This window comes from Kushneria halocnemicola (assembly GCF_965650455.1).
Taxonomy (GTDB): Bacteria; Pseudomonadota; Gammaproteobacteria; order Pseudomonadales; family Halomonadaceae; genus Kushneria.
On record NZ_OZ287968.1, the window covers coordinates 2,755,044 to 2,771,604 of the forward strand.

General features: G+C 63.9%; 15 protein-coding genes. 12 read left to right on the plus strand and 3 right to left on the minus strand.

Going from position 1 to position 16,561, the window contains the following annotated elements; all coding sequences use genetic code 11:
* Positions 1-20: 20 nt before the first annotated feature.
* Positions 21-1,412 carry a GntP family permease gene (locus ACS92L_RS12515; protein ID WP_438765263.1) on the minus strand — a complete coding sequence of 464 codons (1,392 nt, stop codon included), beginning with the start codon at positions 1,410-1,412 and terminating at the stop codon, positions 21-23.
* A 183-nt stretch (positions 1,413-1,595) separates the two neighbouring features.
* Between ACS92L_RS12515 and ACS92L_RS12520 the strand changes: the two genes are divergently transcribed.
* The 6 genes from ACS92L_RS12520 (at position 1,596) to ACS92L_RS12545 (ending at position 8,240) form a co-directional block, all read left to right on the plus strand.
* Positions 1,596-2,540: a LysR substrate-binding domain-containing protein gene (locus tag ACS92L_RS12520; protein ID WP_438765264.1), complete on the plus strand. Its 945-nt coding sequence runs from the start codon at positions 1,596-1,598 to the stop codon at positions 2,538-2,540.
* An 85-nt stretch (positions 2,541-2,625) separates the two neighbouring features.
* On the plus strand, positions 2,626-3,852 hold the full coding sequence (locus ACS92L_RS12525) for a pyridoxal phosphate-dependent aminotransferase (protein ID WP_438765265.1): 1,227 nt from the start codon (positions 2,626-2,628) through the stop codon (positions 3,850-3,852).
* 131 nt (positions 3,853-3,983) lie between these two features.
* Positions 3,984-5,183: a multidrug effflux MFS transporter gene (locus tag ACS92L_RS12530; RefSeq protein WP_438765266.1), complete on the plus strand. Its 1,200-nt coding sequence runs from the start codon at positions 3,984-3,986 to the stop codon at positions 5,181-5,183.
* Positions 5,184-5,322: 139 nt separating this feature from the next.
* Positions 5,323-6,378: an ABC transporter substrate-binding protein gene (locus ACS92L_RS12535; protein WP_438765267.1), complete on the plus strand. Its 1,056-nt coding sequence runs from the start codon at positions 5,323-5,325 to the stop codon at positions 6,376-6,378.
* Complete coding sequence (locus ACS92L_RS12540) at positions 6,375-7,418, plus strand: FecCD family ABC transporter permease (protein ID WP_438765268.1); 1,044 nt, start codon at positions 6,375-6,377, stop codon at positions 7,416-7,418. The genes ACS92L_RS12535 and ACS92L_RS12540 overlap by 4 nt, the downstream gene beginning before the upstream one ends.
* A 36-nt stretch (positions 7,419-7,454) precedes the next feature.
* A complete protein-coding gene (locus ACS92L_RS12545; RefSeq protein ID WP_438765269.1) occupies positions 7,455-8,240 on the plus strand; it encodes an ABC transporter ATP-binding protein in 786 nt (261 codons plus the stop codon).
* 9 nt (positions 8,241-8,249) lie between these two features.
* Here ACS92L_RS12545 and ACS92L_RS12550 read toward each other — a convergent pair whose 3' ends face one another.
* A complete protein-coding gene (locus ACS92L_RS12550) occupies positions 8,250-8,927 on the minus strand; it encodes a GntR family transcriptional regulator (protein ID WP_438765270.1) in 678 nt (225 codons plus the stop codon).
* Between the two features lie 233 nt (positions 8,928-9,160).
* Here ACS92L_RS12550 and ACS92L_RS12555 point away from each other — a divergent pair, with 233 nt between their 5' ends.
* The 5 genes from ACS92L_RS12555 (at position 9,161) to ACS92L_RS12575 (ending at position 14,468) form a co-directional block, all read left to right on the plus strand.
* Positions 9,161-10,210: a 4-hydroxythreonine-4-phosphate dehydrogenase PdxA gene (locus ACS92L_RS12555; protein WP_438765271.1), complete on the plus strand. Its 1,050-nt coding sequence runs from the start codon at positions 9,161-9,163 to the stop codon at positions 10,208-10,210.
* Positions 10,211-10,252: 42 nt separating this feature from the next.
* Complete coding sequence (locus ACS92L_RS12560; protein WP_438765272.1) at positions 10,253-11,245, plus strand: TRAP transporter substrate-binding protein; 993 nt, start codon at positions 10,253-10,255, stop codon at positions 11,243-11,245.
* Positions 11,246-11,276: 31 nt separating this feature from the next.
* Positions 11,277-11,915: a TRAP transporter small permease gene (locus tag ACS92L_RS12565; protein WP_438765273.1), complete on the plus strand. Its 639-nt coding sequence runs from the start codon at positions 11,277-11,279 to the stop codon at positions 11,913-11,915.
* Positions 11,912-13,207, plus strand: coding sequence for a TRAP transporter large permease (locus tag ACS92L_RS12570; protein WP_438765274.1), 1,296 nt, complete (start codon positions 11,912-11,914; stop codon positions 13,205-13,207). The genes ACS92L_RS12565 and ACS92L_RS12570 overlap by 4 nt, the downstream gene beginning before the upstream one ends.
* 277 nt (positions 13,208-13,484) lie before the next feature.
* Entirely contained in the window at positions 13,485-14,468 is a 984-nt protein-coding gene (locus ACS92L_RS12575) for an ATP-grasp fold amidoligase family protein (RefSeq protein WP_438765275.1), read from the plus strand.
* A 5-nt stretch (positions 14,469-14,473) separates the two neighbouring features.
* Here ACS92L_RS12575 and rhtB read toward each other — a convergent pair whose 3' ends face one another.
* Entirely contained in the window at positions 14,474-15,097 is a 624-nt protein-coding gene (gene rhtB, locus ACS92L_RS12580; protein ID WP_438765276.1) for a homoserine/homoserine lactone efflux protein, read from the minus strand.
* A 73-nt stretch (positions 15,098-15,170) separates the two neighbouring features.
* Here rhtB and ACS92L_RS12585 point away from each other — a divergent pair, with 73 nt between their 5' ends.
* Positions 15,171-16,544 carry a D-mannose isomerase gene (locus ACS92L_RS12585; protein WP_438765277.1) on the plus strand — a complete coding sequence of 458 codons (1,374 nt, stop codon included), beginning with the start codon at positions 15,171-15,173 and terminating at the stop codon, positions 16,542-16,544.
* Positions 16,545-16,561 lie beyond the last annotated feature (17 nt).

The following is a 16,561-nucleotide window of genomic DNA, read 5'->3' on the forward strand; positions in this document are numbered from 1 at the left end:
CGCTGACAGGGACAGGGCCCTTATGTCACCAGGGCAAACAGCGCCCAGACCAGACCAAAGGCCATCAGGGAAATCCCGGTCGACATCACACTCCAGGTGCGCAGCATGGTGCGGGTCTCGACCTGCAGAAACCGGCCGACCAGCCAGAAGCCCGAATCGTTGACATGGGAATAGCCGATGGCACCGGCCACGATGGCGATCGTGATGCACGCCGCCGGCATGCCGGCCAGCGCCGGCTCGGCCAGCACGGCAGGCGCCATGATGCCGGCGGCCGTGGTGCCGGCCACGGTGGCCGAGCCCTGAGCGATACGAATGACCGAGGCGATGAGATAGCCGGCCAGGATCAGCGGCATACCGATCGCATCCAGGCTTTCCGCCAGGGCGTTGCCGATGCCGCTGGCGGTGAGCACCCCGCCGAACATGCCGCCGGCACCGGTAATCAGGATGATGGTGCACACCGGCGCCAGCGCCTTCTCGATAATGTCGTTGACGGCCTCCATCGGCTCTTTGAGGCCACGGCGAAACACCAGCAGCCACATCGCCACGCAGGTGCTGATCAACAGTGCGATCGGGGTCTCGCCGATGACGACGAAGGCATCAAGCAGCGCGTTGTCATCGGGCAGAGTGCCGGCCGAGATCAGCGTCGAGATGCCGGTGTTCATGAAAATCAGCACCAGCGGCAGCAAAAGCACCAGCAGCACGGTGCCAAAGGCCGGCCGCGGGCCGCCGTCGTCTTCCTCACCGCCCATCACATCAGGCACCGACTGAAACGGCGTCTTGTTGGCCAGGGTGACGGCCAGGCGATAACCCATCACATACCAGGTGGGCAGACCGACCAGCAGCCCGACGAACAGCACCAGACCGATATCGGCCTCCAGAAAGACCGCTGCCGCGACCGGCCCCGGGTGGGGCGGCATCAGCGCGTGCATGACCAGCGCCGAGCCCGCCACCGGCAGGCCGTAGAGCAAAAGCGAGCCCTTGAGCTCGCGGGCGACGGCAAAGATGATCGGCAGCATCACCACATAGGCCGCATCAAGAAAGATCGGAAAGCAGAACAGAAGGGCCGCGATCGACAGCCCCAGCGGCGCGCGCTCGCGCCCGCAGATGCGAATCAGGGTGTCGGAGAGCACTCGCGCACCGCCGGAGACGGCAACGATCCGCCCGAGCACGGCGCCAAAGCCGATCAGCATGGCCACGTTGCCCAGCGTTCGGCCAAAGCCGCCGGTCAGGGTCTCGATCAGATCGCCCACGCCGATACCGGTGGCCAGCGCCGTGCCGATACTGACGATGACCAGAGAGAAGAAAGGGTGCAGGCGCACGCGAATGATCAGCACCAGCAAAATGGCAATCGCCATCGCCGAGATCAAAAGCAAAAGGGGTGTGGATAACGCAGCTTCAGGCGTGCTGGGCATAACCGGCTCCGGGTCAGACCATGACGCCCGGGCGGGCCGATGCGCCATTGGTCGCAAAATGCCTTACATCGCTGTAAGTCCAATACCGCAGACGATATCGTCCCCGGGCAATACCCGACCAATGCCGGTCACGCCGCAAAGTGATGACCATTTTGATATCACACCGATAACGAGCCGCACGTCATGGGGACTCTGCCAGAAGACTGGTTTTTCCGATCACGACTAAAGTTGCGTCATCTGCAGCTGTTTGTGGCCCTGGGTGAGCAGGGCAACCTGCATCGCAGCGCCGAAGTGCTGGGCATCAGCCAGCCGGCGGCCTCGAGGCTTTTGATTGAACTCGAGGAGCGTCTAGGCACCACGCTGTTCGAACGCCACGGCCGTGGGCTCTCGCCCAATCTGTACGGCGAGCTGATGATTCGTCGCGCCCGCACCATCATCGATGAGCTTGAGCGCGCCGGTGAGGAATTCAACGCCATTCAGGCAGGACACGCCGGGCTGGTCCGGGTCGGCACGGTGATGGAGCCGGCCGTGGCACTGCTCACACGCGCCATAGAGCAGATGCACGGCGAGCGCCCCGGACTTCGCATCAATGTGCACGTCGATGTCAGCCGGGCGCTGATATCCGGACTGATGGACGGTCATTACAATTTTGTGATCTCTCGCATTCCGGCCGGTTTTTCCGGCGAGCACTTCGTGTTCGAGGAGATCGGCGAGGAGGAAATCTGTTTCATCTGCAGCCGGAACCACCCGCTGGCCGAGCAGCCGGTGCCGGATCTGGCCGCCATGGTCGACTACCCCTGGGCGTTGCAGCCGCCCGGCACCCTGATGCGCCAGCGTGTTGATGATCTGCTGCGCCATCGCGGGCTTGAACCGCCCCACTGGATCGTGGACACCTCGGATCTGACCACCTCACTGGCGCTGGTCAACGCCTCTTCGTTTCTGACCGTGGCGACCCGGGGCGTGGCCGAACTGCTGTGCGACCCGCAGCGCTTTCGCATCATCGCCTCGTCCACGCGGCTGAGCGTGCAGCCCTATGGACTGGTCAGCCTGCGCCGCCAGCAGCTGCCCCCGGGCGTTGCCGCCATGATGCGCCTGCTGCGTCAGCTGATCCGCCAGCCGCCGACCTGAGCCGCACCCGGGCGGCGTATGCGTGGTCGCCCGCGGTCAAAGCCGCTACTCTGGGACTCGACCCCTGATGACCGGAACGTTGACCATGACCACGCTTGCCCGCCGCCTGAGCACGATAAAGCCTTCCGCCTCGATCGACATTTCACGCCGCGCCGCCGAGATGCGCCGCGAAGGCCTGGATGTCATTACCCTGTCGCAGGGCGAGCCGGATTTCGACACACCCGCCCACATCGCGCAGGCCGGCAAGCGTGCCATCGACAACGGCCACACCCGCTATACCGATGTCGATGGCACCCCCGAGCTCAAGCAGGCGGTCGCGGCCAAGTTCGAGCGCGACAACAACCTGCGCTACTCAACCGATCAGATCTCGGTGGGCACCGGCGGCAAACAGGTCATCTTCAACGCCCTGTTTGCCCTGATCGACCCCGACGACGAGGTCATCATCCCCGCACCGTACTGGGTCTCCTACCCGGACATGGTGCGCCTGGCCGGCGGCATGCCGGTCTGCGTCGAGTGCGGTGAGACACAGGCCTTCAAAATCAGCCCCGAGCAGCTCGAGGCGGCGATTACCCCACAGACGAAGTGCCTGATTCTCAACTCGCCGGCCAACCCAACCGGTGCCGGCTATCATCGCGATGAGCTTGTCGCCCTGGGCGAGGTGTTAAAGCGCCACCCCCACGTGTTCGTGATCAGCGACGACATCTACGAGTACCTGACCTACGACGGCTGGGCCTTTACCACTCTGGCCGCCGTCGTGCCGGAGCTTTACGAGCGCACCCTCACCGTCAACGGCGTCTCCAAGGGCTACGCCATGACCGGCTGGCGCATCGGCTTTGGCGGCGGCCCGAAGGATCTGATCCGCGCCATGGCGACGCTTCAGGGCCAGATGACCACCAACCCCAGCGCCATCTCTCAGGCCGCGGCCGTGGAGGCGCTTAACGGCTCAAAGGACTTTCTCGATGAGCATCTCGAGATTTTCCGCCAGCGTCGCGATATGTGCACGGCGGCCTTTAACGCCATTGACGGGCTGTCGTGTCGCGCCCCCGAAGGCGCGTTTTATCTCTTTATCAGCTGTCAGGGGCTGATCGGTCGCCAGACGCCGGGCGGCGAGGTGCTTGAGCGAGATGTCGACGTGGCGCGGTTTCTGCTCGAGACGGCGCACGTGGCCGTGGTGCCGGGCACGGCCTTTGGCCTGGCGCCCTGGTTTCGCGTCTCCTTTGCCGCCGCCACCGAGCGCCTGGGCGAGGCGTGCGAGCGCATTGCCCAGGCCTGTCAGGCCCTGACGTCGGCGCCTGCGACCGGCAGTGCGTAATCGACAGGCCCTGCGCGCCCGTCCGGCCGCCCCGTTGCGTGGGCGGCCGGGGAGACGCTCGTTGATAATGCATCTCACTTCGCCATAATAGCGGCTTCACTTCCTCGATCGACTTCAGGCGCAAACGCTTCATGGCATCCAGAACCCCTTCTCATTTCTCGCTGGCCGTGGTGCTGGCGCTGACGGCCGCCATCGGCCCCTTCTCGCTTGACGCCTATCTGCCCGCCTTTCCTGCCATGGCCGAGTCTCTGGGCGTGTCCATCAGCGATGTCTCGCTGAGCGTGTCGATCTATATCTTCACGATGTCGATCGGCCAGCTCATCGGCGGGCCGCTGTCGGATCAGTTCGGGCGTCAGAAGATCATGTTTTCGGGGCTGATCCTGTATAGCGTGGCAAGTCTTTTGATCTGGCAAAGCGAGCAGCTCGACAGCGTGCTGGCCTTTCGCGCCCTGCAGGCCTTTGGCGCCGGCTGGACGCTGGTTTCGGTGCCGGCACTGGTGCGCGACCGCGTTCAGGGTGTGGAAGCGGCGCGGCTTTTCAGCCTGATCGGGCTGATCATGGTCGTGGCCCCCGGCATCGCCCCGACCGTGGGTGGCGTGCTGCTGAGTCTGGGCGGCTGGCCGTTCATCTTTTTGTTTCTGGCACTTTATGCCCTGCTGGTCATTCCGCTGTTGAAAATGGTCGCGTTCAAGGACACCGGCAAGGCCGCGCCGAGTGCCCCGCCGGGGCCGAAGGTCAGTATCTTCAAGCGCTACGCCCAGGTGCTGGCCACCCGCCAGGCGCTACCCTTTCTGTTCTGGCAGGCCGCCTCGTTTTCGGTGCTGATGATCTTTGTCACCCACGCCTCCTTTGTCTATCAGACGCATTTCGGCGCCAATGAGCACACCTTCGGGCTGCTGTTCGGGGCGAACGTCATCGTCATGCTGATCGCCAATCTGACCAACCGCTCGCTGCTGGAGCGTTTTGGCTCACGGCGCATTCTGCGCGGGGCGACCTGCATCCAGGCCGGCGCCATTGGCGTTTTGCTGCTGGCCAGCGTCTTCGATGCGGGGCTTTATGTGTTTTTGCCGGCGATGATGGTCAGCATTGGCATGGTCGGGGCGATCGCGCCCAACATTCAGGCCTCGTTTATCGAATACTTCGGCGTCAACAGCGGCACGGCCGCGGCGCTATTGGGGGCGTCGCAGTTCGGCATTGCCGGTGTGGTCAGCGCGCTCTCCTCGCGCCTGCCGATGTCGGTTACCGCCGTGGTACTGGCGATGGCGGCCTGCTCGGCGGTCACGCTCTGGATGCTGGTACTGTCACTGCGCCAGGAGCGCGCCCGGACCTGAGCCTCATGTTCTGAACAACAGGGCCTGACCGCCTGCATGAATGACGCGACATACCCGACTGAATTCGGCTCGCTTTTGTCGATCCGGTGCGTCGGGTATGTTCACGTCCTGATCCATTGCCTGCTCACCGGACTCTTCGATGCCTTCTGCCCTTCTGCGCCCTGCTGCCTTGCTGCTTCTTTTCATGGCGCCCGTTTTCAAGGCGCAGGCCGCCGACACCGCTGCCCCCTACCCGATCACACTGGACAACTGCGGCACCCGGGTCACCGTTGACGCCCCGCCGCAGCGCGCGGTCAGCATCGGCCAGAACACCACCGAGATTCTGCTCTCACTGGGGCTTGCCGATCGCATGGCCGCCAGCGCGGTCTGGATCGGTGACGTGCCGGCGCCGCTCAGCGCCGCCAACGATCACGTCCCGCGTCTTTCAAGCGGCGTGCCGGGTTTTGAGAGCGTGCTGGGGCAAAATCCTGACCTGGTGGCGGCGCAGTTTGAAACCGATGTCGGCCCCCAGGGGCGCGTGGCTCGCCGCGAGCAGTTTGCCGCGCTCGGCGTGCCCACCTATCTCTCCCCGACCGACTGCGTGGGCCGGGTCTACGGCGGAGAGGCCAACAGTGATGGCGCCCGCACACAGGCCTTTGACATGACGCTGATCCACCGCGAAATCGAAGAGTTGGCCGAGATTTTCAACGTCCCCGAGCGCGGCACCGAGCTGGTCGATACGCTAATGCAGCGCGAGCGTGACGCCGTGGCCGCCGGTGCCGGCATCCCAAACAATCTTTCCATGGTGTGGTGGTTTTCCAGCGCCGAGCTTTCGGGGGAGGCCTGGGTGGCCGGGCAGCTCGGCGCACCGGGCTACATCATGAAAAAACTCGGCGCCCACAACATCATTGAAAGCGACGAGGAGTGGCCGGCCGTGAGCTGGGAGCGCATCGCCGCCGCTGACCCGGATGTGATCGTGCTGGGGCAGATGGCGCGACGCAATTTCCCGGCCGACGACATCCATCAAAAGATCGACTTTCTGGAAAACGACCCGGTCACCCGCGAGATGAGCGCCGTGAAGCATCACCGGTTTATCGTGCTCGATGCCCAGGCGATGAACCCGACCCTGCGCACCGTCGAGGGGCTGGAGATCGTGGCCAGTGGCCTGAGTGACTTGGGCCTGACTGCCGAGCCCGCCTCGAACGAGGCCCCATGAGCCTGACGGCGTCCGGCACCCGACATCGTCAGGGCCTGCATCTGGGGTTGATCGTGCTGGCCCTGGCGGTGCTGGTGCTGGCGATGGCGCTGGCAGTGTCGATCGGCGAGATTCATATTCCGCTGGCCACGACCTTCAAGGCGCTGAGCAACGCATTAGGCGTTAGTGAGTACCCACTTGACCGCATTCATGAAAGCATCATCCGCGAGTATCGCCTGAGCCGGGCACTGGTCGCGGCCTGCTGCGGCGCAGGGTTGGCACTGTGCGGCGCCATTTTGCAGGCGCTGTTGCGCAATCCGCTGGCCGAGCCCTACGTACTGGGCATCTCGGCGGGCGCCTCGACCGGAGCGGTGTGCATCATGGTGCTGGGCGTGGGCGGCGGCGTTGTCGGGCTGTCGCTGGGGGCCTTTCTGGGCGCGCTGGGCGCCTTTGCCGTGGTGCTGGCGCTGTCGCGGGGCGCCTCCACCGGCCCCAACCGCATCATTCTGGCAGGCGTTGCCGGCTCGCAGCTTTTTAACGCGCTCACCGCCTGGGTGATCAGCACCTCGGCGAGCGCCGAACAGGTGCGCGGCATCATGTTCTGGCTGCTGGGCAATCTGGGCGGCGTGCGCTGGCCGGATGTCACCCTGGCACTGGCCGTAGTCATTCCAGGGTTTTTGATCTGTCTGCTGTTTGCCCGGGCGCTGGACGCCTTTACCTTCGGTCAGGACGCCGCCGCAGCGCTGGGCATTCCGGTCGGCGCGGTGCGTTTGATCCTGTTTGCCGTCACGGCGCTGATGACTGCGACTATGGTCAGCATGGTCGGCGCGATCGGCTTTGTCGGGCTGGTTATTCCTCACGCCGCGCGCTTTATTGTCGGCACCGCGCACGTGCGGCTGTTGCCGGCCTCGCTGTTGATCGGGGCGATTTTCATGGTGCTGGCCGATATCGTCTCGCGCGTGATCCTGCCCAGCCAGAGCCTGCCCATCGGCGTGGTCACCGCCCTGGTCGGTGCGCCGGTGTTTGCAATGATTTTATACCGCGCCAGACCGCCGATGTAATGAAATCGATCACTTACTCACCCGGAGAGACATAGCATGTCGATACAGGCCCACGGGGTGAGCTGGTCCACGGCCGGTCGCCTGATCGTTGATGACGTGAGCCTTGCGATCACCCCAGGCGAGACTGTCGCCCTGCTCGGCCCCAACGGCTCGGGCAAGTCGTCGCTGCTGCGCCTTCTGTGTGGCCTGCGCCGCGCCACCGACGGCGTGATCACCTTCGATGACACCTCGATCGATCAGCTGGGACGCCGCGACGTGGCCCGGCGGCTGGCGCTGGTCGAGCAAAGCGCCACCACCGATGCCGATGTCACCGTGCTGGACGTGGTCCGGCTGGGCCGCACCCCGTGGCGCTCGATTCTCAGCGGCTGGGGCGCCGCCGACACCGCCGCCGTGGAGCAGGCGCTTGCCCAGGTCGGCATGGGCAGCCGGCGCCATCAGAGCTGGCACACGCTGTCCGGCGGCGAGCGCCAGCGCGTCCATATTGCCCGGGCGCTGGCCCAGCGCCCGCGGGAGCTGTTGCTCGATGAGCCCACCAACCATCTCGACATCCAGCACCAGCTCGAGATTCTTGCCCTGGTCCGGCGGCTGTCCACCACCTGCGTGATGGCCCTGCACGATCTCAACCTCGCTGCCATGTTCTGCGATCAGCTGGTGCTTTTGAAGGAAGGCCGCGTGGCAGCTGCCGGAACGCCGGAGTCAGTACTTACGCCCGAGCGTATTCGAGACGTCTACGGCGTGGACACCGTGATCGAGCGCTCGCCGCATCACGGCTGTCTGCACGTGCACTATCTGCCCCGCCGGGGCCCTGCCGCGACAGGCTGACCGTTCCGGCTATACGACATCTCTGACCCGCTCCCAGGCATAGCCCAGGTGTTCTCCCAGCGCGGCGACCAGGGCGTTTTCATCACGGGCCTCCAGCGCTGTCATGATGCGTTCATGCTCATCGACGGCGGCGGCCCATTTGTCCGGGCCATCATGGCCGATAAAGCGCACCCGCTTGAGCCGTGACTGCAGCGAGTCGTGCGTCTGGATCAGCGGCTCGTTGTGAGACAGCGCCACCATCGCCGAGTGGATCAGCTGATTGTTTTTGTAGTACTCAAGCCGGTCCCTCTGGTGATAGCAGGCCAGCATGCGCTCGTGCAGCGCCCGCACTCCGGCAATCTCGTCATCGTCGGCACGTTGACAGCCCAGTCGAGCCGCCAGCTCCTCCAGCGAGCGAATCAGAATCAGCATGTCCTCGATATCGCGGGCCGAGAACTGACGCACGCGGGCGCCGCGCTGCGGGACCAGCTCCACCAGCCCCTCGCTTGCCAGAAAGCGCAGCGCCTCGCGCAGGGGCGTACGCGATACGCCCAGAGACTCACACAGCGGGCCTTCATAGATGCGCGCGCCCTGCTCGAGCTCGCCTTCAATGATCATGTCACGCAGGCGATTGGTAATGGCGTCATGCAGCGACGCACGTGCGATGGTGCCTGGCGTGCCATCACGGGGGGTGGGTCTGTCGTTCATGGGTCTCACTCGTTGCAATGGGCAAAATGCCGGCCTTTTGACATCGATACAGGGCAGATATCCGTGGCCTTGCCCTGCCCTGAGCGTAAGTCGTGTTGCGCCCTGCTGTGCTTGAACTTATGTCCAGGAGGCTCAGAAGCATTTAACGACCAACGTATAATGTATACATTATTCATTCGGGCGCAGGCTCATCGTCAAGCAGGATTTTTCCTTCGCCAACGGTGAGACATGCCATGACCCATACCACCTCTGCTGGAACCTACCGCCCCCTGATCGCGCTGGCGATGGGCGACCCGGCCGGCATCAGCCCGGAACTGACCGCCCGACTGGCCACCGATGAGGCCGTCAACGCCGCCGCCCGGCTGGTGATCATTGGCGATCGGCGCATTTTCGATGAAGGCGCCCGCGCGGCCAGTCTCTCTCCCGAGCTGATCACGACCACCCTTGACGCATTGAAGGACAGCCCGCCGGATCAGGCCGCCTTTATCGATCTCGGTCATCTGGCAGTTGATGACATCGAGCGCGGTGTGCCCTCGCTGGCCGGCGGCACCTTTTGTTCGCGCAACTTCAACGAGGCGCTGGCGCTGGCCGGTGAGGGGCAAGTGGAGGCGGTGTGCTTTACGCCGTTCAACAAGCAGGCGATGCGCTACGCCAACCCCGACTATGACGACGAGATCCGCTTTGTAGCGCGCGCCGTCGGCTTTGAAGGCAAAGCGCGTGAATTCAACATACTCGACAACATCTGGAATGCCCGGGTGACCTCGCACATCCCGCTGTCGCAGGTCGCCGCAGCCCTCAATGAAAAGGCCATCCTCGAAGAGATCGCGCTGACCCAGCAGTGCCTTGAGCAGGCCGGCATCAAAACGCCGCGCATCGCGGTGGCAGGTCTTAATCCGCACGCCGGCGACGGTGGCAACTTCGGCACCGAGGAGATCGAGATTATCGCCCCGGCGGTGGCACAGGCCCGTGACCGGGGCTGGGATGTCGAAGGGCCCTTTCCGGCGGATACGGTTTTCCTGCGCGCCCCGCGCGAGGGCTATCACGCGGTGCTGACCATGTATCACGACCAGGGCCAGATCGCGATGAAGCTGATGGGCTTTGACAGCGGCGTCACGATGCTCGGCGGCTTCCCCTTTCCGGTGTGTACGCCGGCCCACGGCACGGCCTACGACATTGCCGGGCGCGGCGTCGCCGACATCGGCGCCTCGCGCCAGGCGCTATTGCTGGCCGCCCGCATGGCAACGCGCGCCCGCGATGCCCGAGCGCTTGCCACAAACGACTGATCCTTCCGCCCGCCCGGGCATCCTGTCTAAAGGAGTGACCTCATGATGCGCATTCGGATTTCCCCCTTGATCGCGGCCGCGGTGGCGAGCTGTTTGCTGGCCGCCCCCGGCATGGCCCTGGCCGAGAAGATCACCATCGCCATCGGTGGCTCGGCCCAGAGCCTGCAGGGCCAGACGACCAAACGCTTTGCCGACGCCCTGCAGGAACGGCTGGGCGATGACTATCAGATCGAGTATTACGACAGCGGCCAGATCGGCGACGAGAAGCAGCTGGTGCAGAAACTGCGCCTGAAAACCGTCGACATGGCCGGCATCTCCACCGTGATGTCCTCGGTCGTACCGGCCTTTGCCCTGTTCGATCTGCCCTACCTGATCAACAGTCGCGAACAGATGCAGCGCATCAACGACGAGCTGGTCATGACCGATCTGGCCGAGCGAGCCCGCGCGCGCGGGCTGGTGCCGATCTCGACCTGGGAGAACGGCTTTCGCCAGATCACCAACAACCGTCGGGCGGTCAACACCCCGGCCGATCTCAAGGGCCTCAAGATCCGCGTTCCGCCCAGCGAGTGGCGCAGCATGATGTTCACCCAGTGGGGCGCCAACCCCACGCCGATGGCCTTTTCCGAAGTCTTTGTCGGCCTGCAGACGGGCGTCATCGACGGTCAGGAAAACCCGCTGACCAACATCTACGGCGCACGTCTTCATGAGGTGCAGAACTATCTGTCGATGTCCAATCACGTCTATTCGCCCTTCTGGCTGATGACCGGCCTCGACTGGTGGGACCGCCAGAGCCGGGAGGTCCGCGAAGCCATTCATGAAGAGGCCCAGGCGGCACAGCAGTGGGCCTTCAAGCGCGGTCAGGAAATCGACGATGAGCTGCTCGAGCGCTTTGAAGCCGAAGGCATCAACATCAACGAGGTAGATCGCGACGCCTTTATCGAGGCCAGCCAGCCGGTCTACGAGCGCTTCGCCGAACGGGTCGACGGGGGCGAGACCCTGATCGAGCGGGCCCGCGGCGCTGAAGGCCAAAACTGACCGGTGACGCACAACGACAAGGGAGTACGTCATGGCACAGACACACTCGCAGGAGGGGTTCCCCCGCACGCGACTGAAGGAGGCCTCCCCCGCGCATGCGCCGGGAGAGCGCGGCGTGGGTCATCTATTGAAGACGGCGCTGGAGAAAACGCTGGAGGTCTTCTGCGTCGGGCTTTTGCTGGCGCTGACGGTCGTGGTGCTGATGGGAGTGTTCTATCGCACGCTGGGCTGGTCGCTGCCCTGGTACGACGAGGTCGCCGCCATCGGGCTTTGCTGGCTGAGCTTTTACGGCGCCGCGCTTGCGGCGCTCAAGCGCGCGCACATGGGTTTTGCCGGGCTGGTCAAAAAGATGCCGGTACCGCTTCGCGCCGCGCTGTTCGTATTTTCGGAAATCGTTGTGATCGCCTTCTACGCCATCATTGCCTGGTATGGCTATCTGGTGCTGCCGGTGGTGGGCTGGGACACGATGGCCTCGCTCCCCTCGGTCACCATGGACGTGGTGCAGTCGGTGATCCCCATCAGCGCGGTGCTCTTTATTCTCTGTGAGCTGGTCAGCATGCCGCAGGCCTGGCGCGACATGCAGCAAAACCGGGACAGCGAGCAGGCAGAGATCGACGCCGCGATTGAAGAAGCGCAGGCCAGCCACGCCGAGCACGGGAGACGCTCATGAATATTTTGCTCGTGATTCCGGCACTGTTTGCCCTGGTGCTGGTCAATGTGCCCATTGCCGTGGCCATCGGCGTGGTCGCGGTGGTAGGCATCATTGTTGCTCAGGGGTTTGATTCACTGGTCAACGTGCCGCTGGCGCTGTTTACCGGGGCCTCAAGCTTTCCGCTGGTGGCCATTCCGCTGTTCATTCTGGCCGGCGCCCTGATGAACACCACCGGGCTGTCCAAGCGGCTGATCAACTTTGTCTCGGCGCTGATCGGGTTTGTCCGGGGCGGGCTGGCGATGGTCAACGTGGGCGTGTCGATGTTTTTTGCCGAGATCTCGGGCTCGGCCGTGGCCGATGTGGCCGCCACCGGCTCGATTCTGATTCCGGAGATGAAAAAGCGACGCTACAACGCCAACTTCGCCGCCGCCATCACGTCATCCTCGGCCTCGCTTGCCATCATTATCCCGCCGTCGCTGTCGATGATTCTCTACGGCGCCATCGCCGAAACCTCCATCATCAAGCTGTTCGTGGCCGGGATCGTGCCGGGCATTCTGGGCGGCGTGCTGCTGGCGGGCTGCTGCTATTACTACGCGGTCAAATACAACCTGCCGCGCGAGGAGAGCTTCTCCCTGTCACGGCTGGGCAAGGCGTTTCGAGAGGCCTTCTGGGCGCTTTTACTGCCGGTAGTGATTCTGGGCAGCATCTTCAGCGGCTTTGTCACGGCCACCGAAGGCGCCGGCATCGCAGTGCTGGCTGCGCTGGTCATCGGTGGGTGCATCTACCGCGAGTTCAACGCAAGGCTTTTATATCGCGCCGTGCTGGATGGCGTGGTGCAGACGTCGGTGGTCATGCTGCTGGTGGCCACCTCGGCCATTCTGGGGGTCTATCTCACCGAAATGCAGATCCCGCAGCAGCTCGCCCGCGGCATTCTGGACATCACGCAAAACCCGATTCTGGTGCTGGCACTTTTGAACGTATTGCTACTGGTACTGGGCATGTTTTTGCACGGTGCGGCGGCCATTATCCTGGTGGTGCCGATCGTGATGCCGCTGATCCAGCAGATCGGTGTCGACCCCATTCAGTTCGGTCTGATTCTGACGCTCAATCTGGCCATCGGCCAGCAGACTCCGCCGGTGGCCTCGGTACTGGCGACCTCCTGCTCGATTGCCAAGACCGATATGTGGCAGACCACGAAGGTCAACCTGCCCATGATCGGCGCGCTGTTTGTACTGCTGATGATCGTGACCTACGTGCCCTTCATGACTCTGGGCGTCGTCGACTGGTTCTACCCGCCTGCCGGCGGCTGACAAAACGCCCTGTCGGCCTGCCGGCAGGGCGTTTTCAGCCATGAAACGGGGACAAACGCCATGGCAGGCCGTTCGCCACCACACCCGGGGCGAGCGGCCTTTCTGTGTGGTAACAAATTAAAATGACTGCCGAATCAGACGGTCTGCGCGATCTTAAGTTGAAAACATGACTTTTCCAGCACAGTGATAAGCACAGCACAATGTCACCTTAAGAAACACAAGACGCTTACATAACGAGGACGAGGTCTTGTCCTCCTGGAATCAAGGGATCAGTGGCATGAGGGGAGCCCCCGTCGACGGCACCGGGCAGAGGACACCCGGCGCCACCTGCAGATCGCTCGCTCGCAGAGCGCGCAAGGCACTGACATCGCGTATCAACGACAAGCTGTATGTCTCGTTTGTCTACCGACGCGAGTTTGGAAAGTTTCCGGATCTGAACCGCCCGCAGACCTTTAATGAAAAGATCTGCCGGCGTCGTTTTGACCCTGAGCCGGTGTACTCGATATTGAGCGACAAGTACGCGGTACGCGATTACGTGGCCGCCATTGTCGGTGACGAGTATCTGATTCCGTGTCATGGTCAGACAACCGAGCTGACGCCGGCCATGTACGCCCGGCTGCCGGAAAGCTTTGTCATGAAGGGCAATCACGGCTCGGGCTTCAATCTGCTGGTGAGAAACAAGCAGGATTATCCGCTACAGCTTCTGGACAGCATCGGCAGACACTGGATGAACGCCGACTACTACGCCGTCAGCCGCGAGTCGCACTATCGGGAGATCGAGCCCCGGCTGCTGTTTGAAGCGCTGCTGCTCGATGACTACAACCGCCCGCCCATGGACTTCAAGTTCTACTGCTTTCGACGCCCGGACCGGCGTGACCCCGAAATCTATATCGAGGTGGTGCAGGACCGCTTCACCGATTTTGCCGTGGATTACTACGACGTCGACTGGAATCTGGTCGAGGTGGTCAAGGACCGTTTCACCACCGGGCGGCGAATCCCGAAACCCAAACGCCTTGATGACGCCATCGAGGTGGCCAAAAGGCTGTCCGAGGGGTTCGACTTTGCCCGGGTGGATCTGTATCTGACGGCGGGTCACATCTATTTCGGCGAGATCACCTTCACACCGACCGGCGGGCTCAAGAACTTCAAAACGCCCGAGCACGACCGGTGGTGGGGCCAGCTGATGCAGCCGCTGCGATCGCCTGTCGACACGACCTCTTTTCCCGAGACGATCGACATGCCCTGGCGCGAGATCACCTGACGCCCTCAGGCACGCCAGGTCGCCAGCAGCCCGGCCACGAACACGAAAAGCCCGCCGAACACGCGATTGAGCAGCCGCTGCTGACGCGGTGAGCGCAGCCAGCCGGCCACCAGGGTGGCCAGGCCGGCAAAGCCGCACATCACCAGGATGTCGATGCCGATCATGGTGACCCCCATGACGGTAAACTGCGCCACACGCGACAGCGCCGGGTCGAGAAACTGCGGCAGCAGTGCGATCATGAAAATGGTCGCCTTGGGGTTGGTCACATTGACCAGCACGCTTTTCCAGAAGCGCGCCATGGCGCCCTCCCGGGGCGCATCGCTCGAGGCCGCCTCGATGTCGACGGCCTTCTCCCGCCACTTGCTGATACCCAGATAGATCAGATACGCCACCCCGACCCACTTGATCAGCATGAAGGCCAGTTCCGAGGACGCCAGCAGCGCGCCCAGACCGGCCCCCACCACCAGAATCTGCAGCCCCAGCCCCACCTGCAGCCCGAGAATGGCCGGCAGGGTGCGCTTGAGTCCGTAGCGAATGCCGTTGGACATGGTATTGATGGCGCCCGCGCCGGGCGTAATGCTGATCAGTACCGAGGCGGCCAGAAAGGCCCAGAAGAGTTCGGGAGACATGGTGCCGACGCTGCCTTTTGGATTGAGAATGAGCCTTGCGGGGTGATTGTACGCCCACCAGGATATCAGACACATGACGCTGACCCTCGTCAGGGGCTGCGCGCGGTTATTGCCCGCCCCGGCACTGCCGTTCTCTGGCCGGGTCGGCACCGTTATATCACGGATAAAGGAGGCCCTGACCCCCATGCCCGGCACCACACAACATCTTTCCCCGCGTGGCGACAGCTGGCTCGACCGCCGCGCCCACCATCACTGGCTCGAGACCGAGGGCCAGCGCCTGCTGGCCTTCTATCGCGCCTCGCGCCATCCCGAGTGCGGCTTTGCCGCGCTGGACGACGACGGCCGACTGCCGGAGGACGCCCATCCCGACACCATGATTACCGCGCGCATGACCCACTGCTTCGCGCTGGCGGCCATGCGTGGCGAGCCCGGCGCCGCACCCCTGGTGGCCCACGGCGTGGCCGCGCTGCGCGGCGCCCTGCATGACGACGAGCATGGCGGCTGGTATGGCGAGCTGCCGCGCGAGGGCGAAACGCAGACCAAGCAGGCCTACATCCACGCCTTTGTCGCACTCGCCGCCGCCAGCGCCTGGCAGGCCGGTCATGACGACGCCGGGCCGCTGCTCGACGACATCACCGACGTGCTCGAGACGCACTTCTGGGATGAAAATGAGGGCCGGCTGCGCGAGGGCTTCTCCCGCGACTGGAATGATGACGAGGCGTATCGCGGCGGCAACAGCAACATGCACGCCACCGAGGCCTTTTTACAGCTTGCCGACGTGCTCGAGGCGCCCGTATGGCGCCGGCGCGCCCTGTCGATTGTCGAAAGGATCATCCACGCGCACGCACGCCCCAACGACTATCGAGTGGTCGAGCATTTCGACAGCGACTGGCAGGAGTGGCGCGATTACAACCGGGACAAGCCCGGCGATGCGTTTCGCCCCTATGGGGCCACGCCCGGCCACGCGTTCGAGTGGGCGCGGCTGATGCTGCATCTGGAAGGCAGCCTGCTACGCGAGGGCGACGAGACGCCGGGCTGGCTGCTCGAGGACGCCAGCGGCCTGTTTCACAGCGCCACCGAGCTGGCCTGGCAGGTCGATGGCGAACCGGGGCTGATCTATACCCACGACTGGAACAATGCGCCGGTGGTGCACGAGCGTATGCACTGGGTGGTGGCCGAGGCGGCCGCGACCGCGGCGATGCTGCTCAAGCGCACCGGCAGTGGTGACTACGAGCACTGGTATCGACGGTTCTGGGACTACATCGACCGCTTCATGATCGACCGCGAGCGCGGCAGCTGGCATCAGGAGCTTGATCGCCACAATCAACCGTCAAACACCGTATGGTCGGGCAAGCCGGATCTCTATCACGCCTACCAGGCCACGCTTTTGCCCCGTTTGCCGCTGGCGCCGACCATGGCACGCGCCATCGCCGACGGCATGCTCTAGTCGAGCTCGCCCCCGGC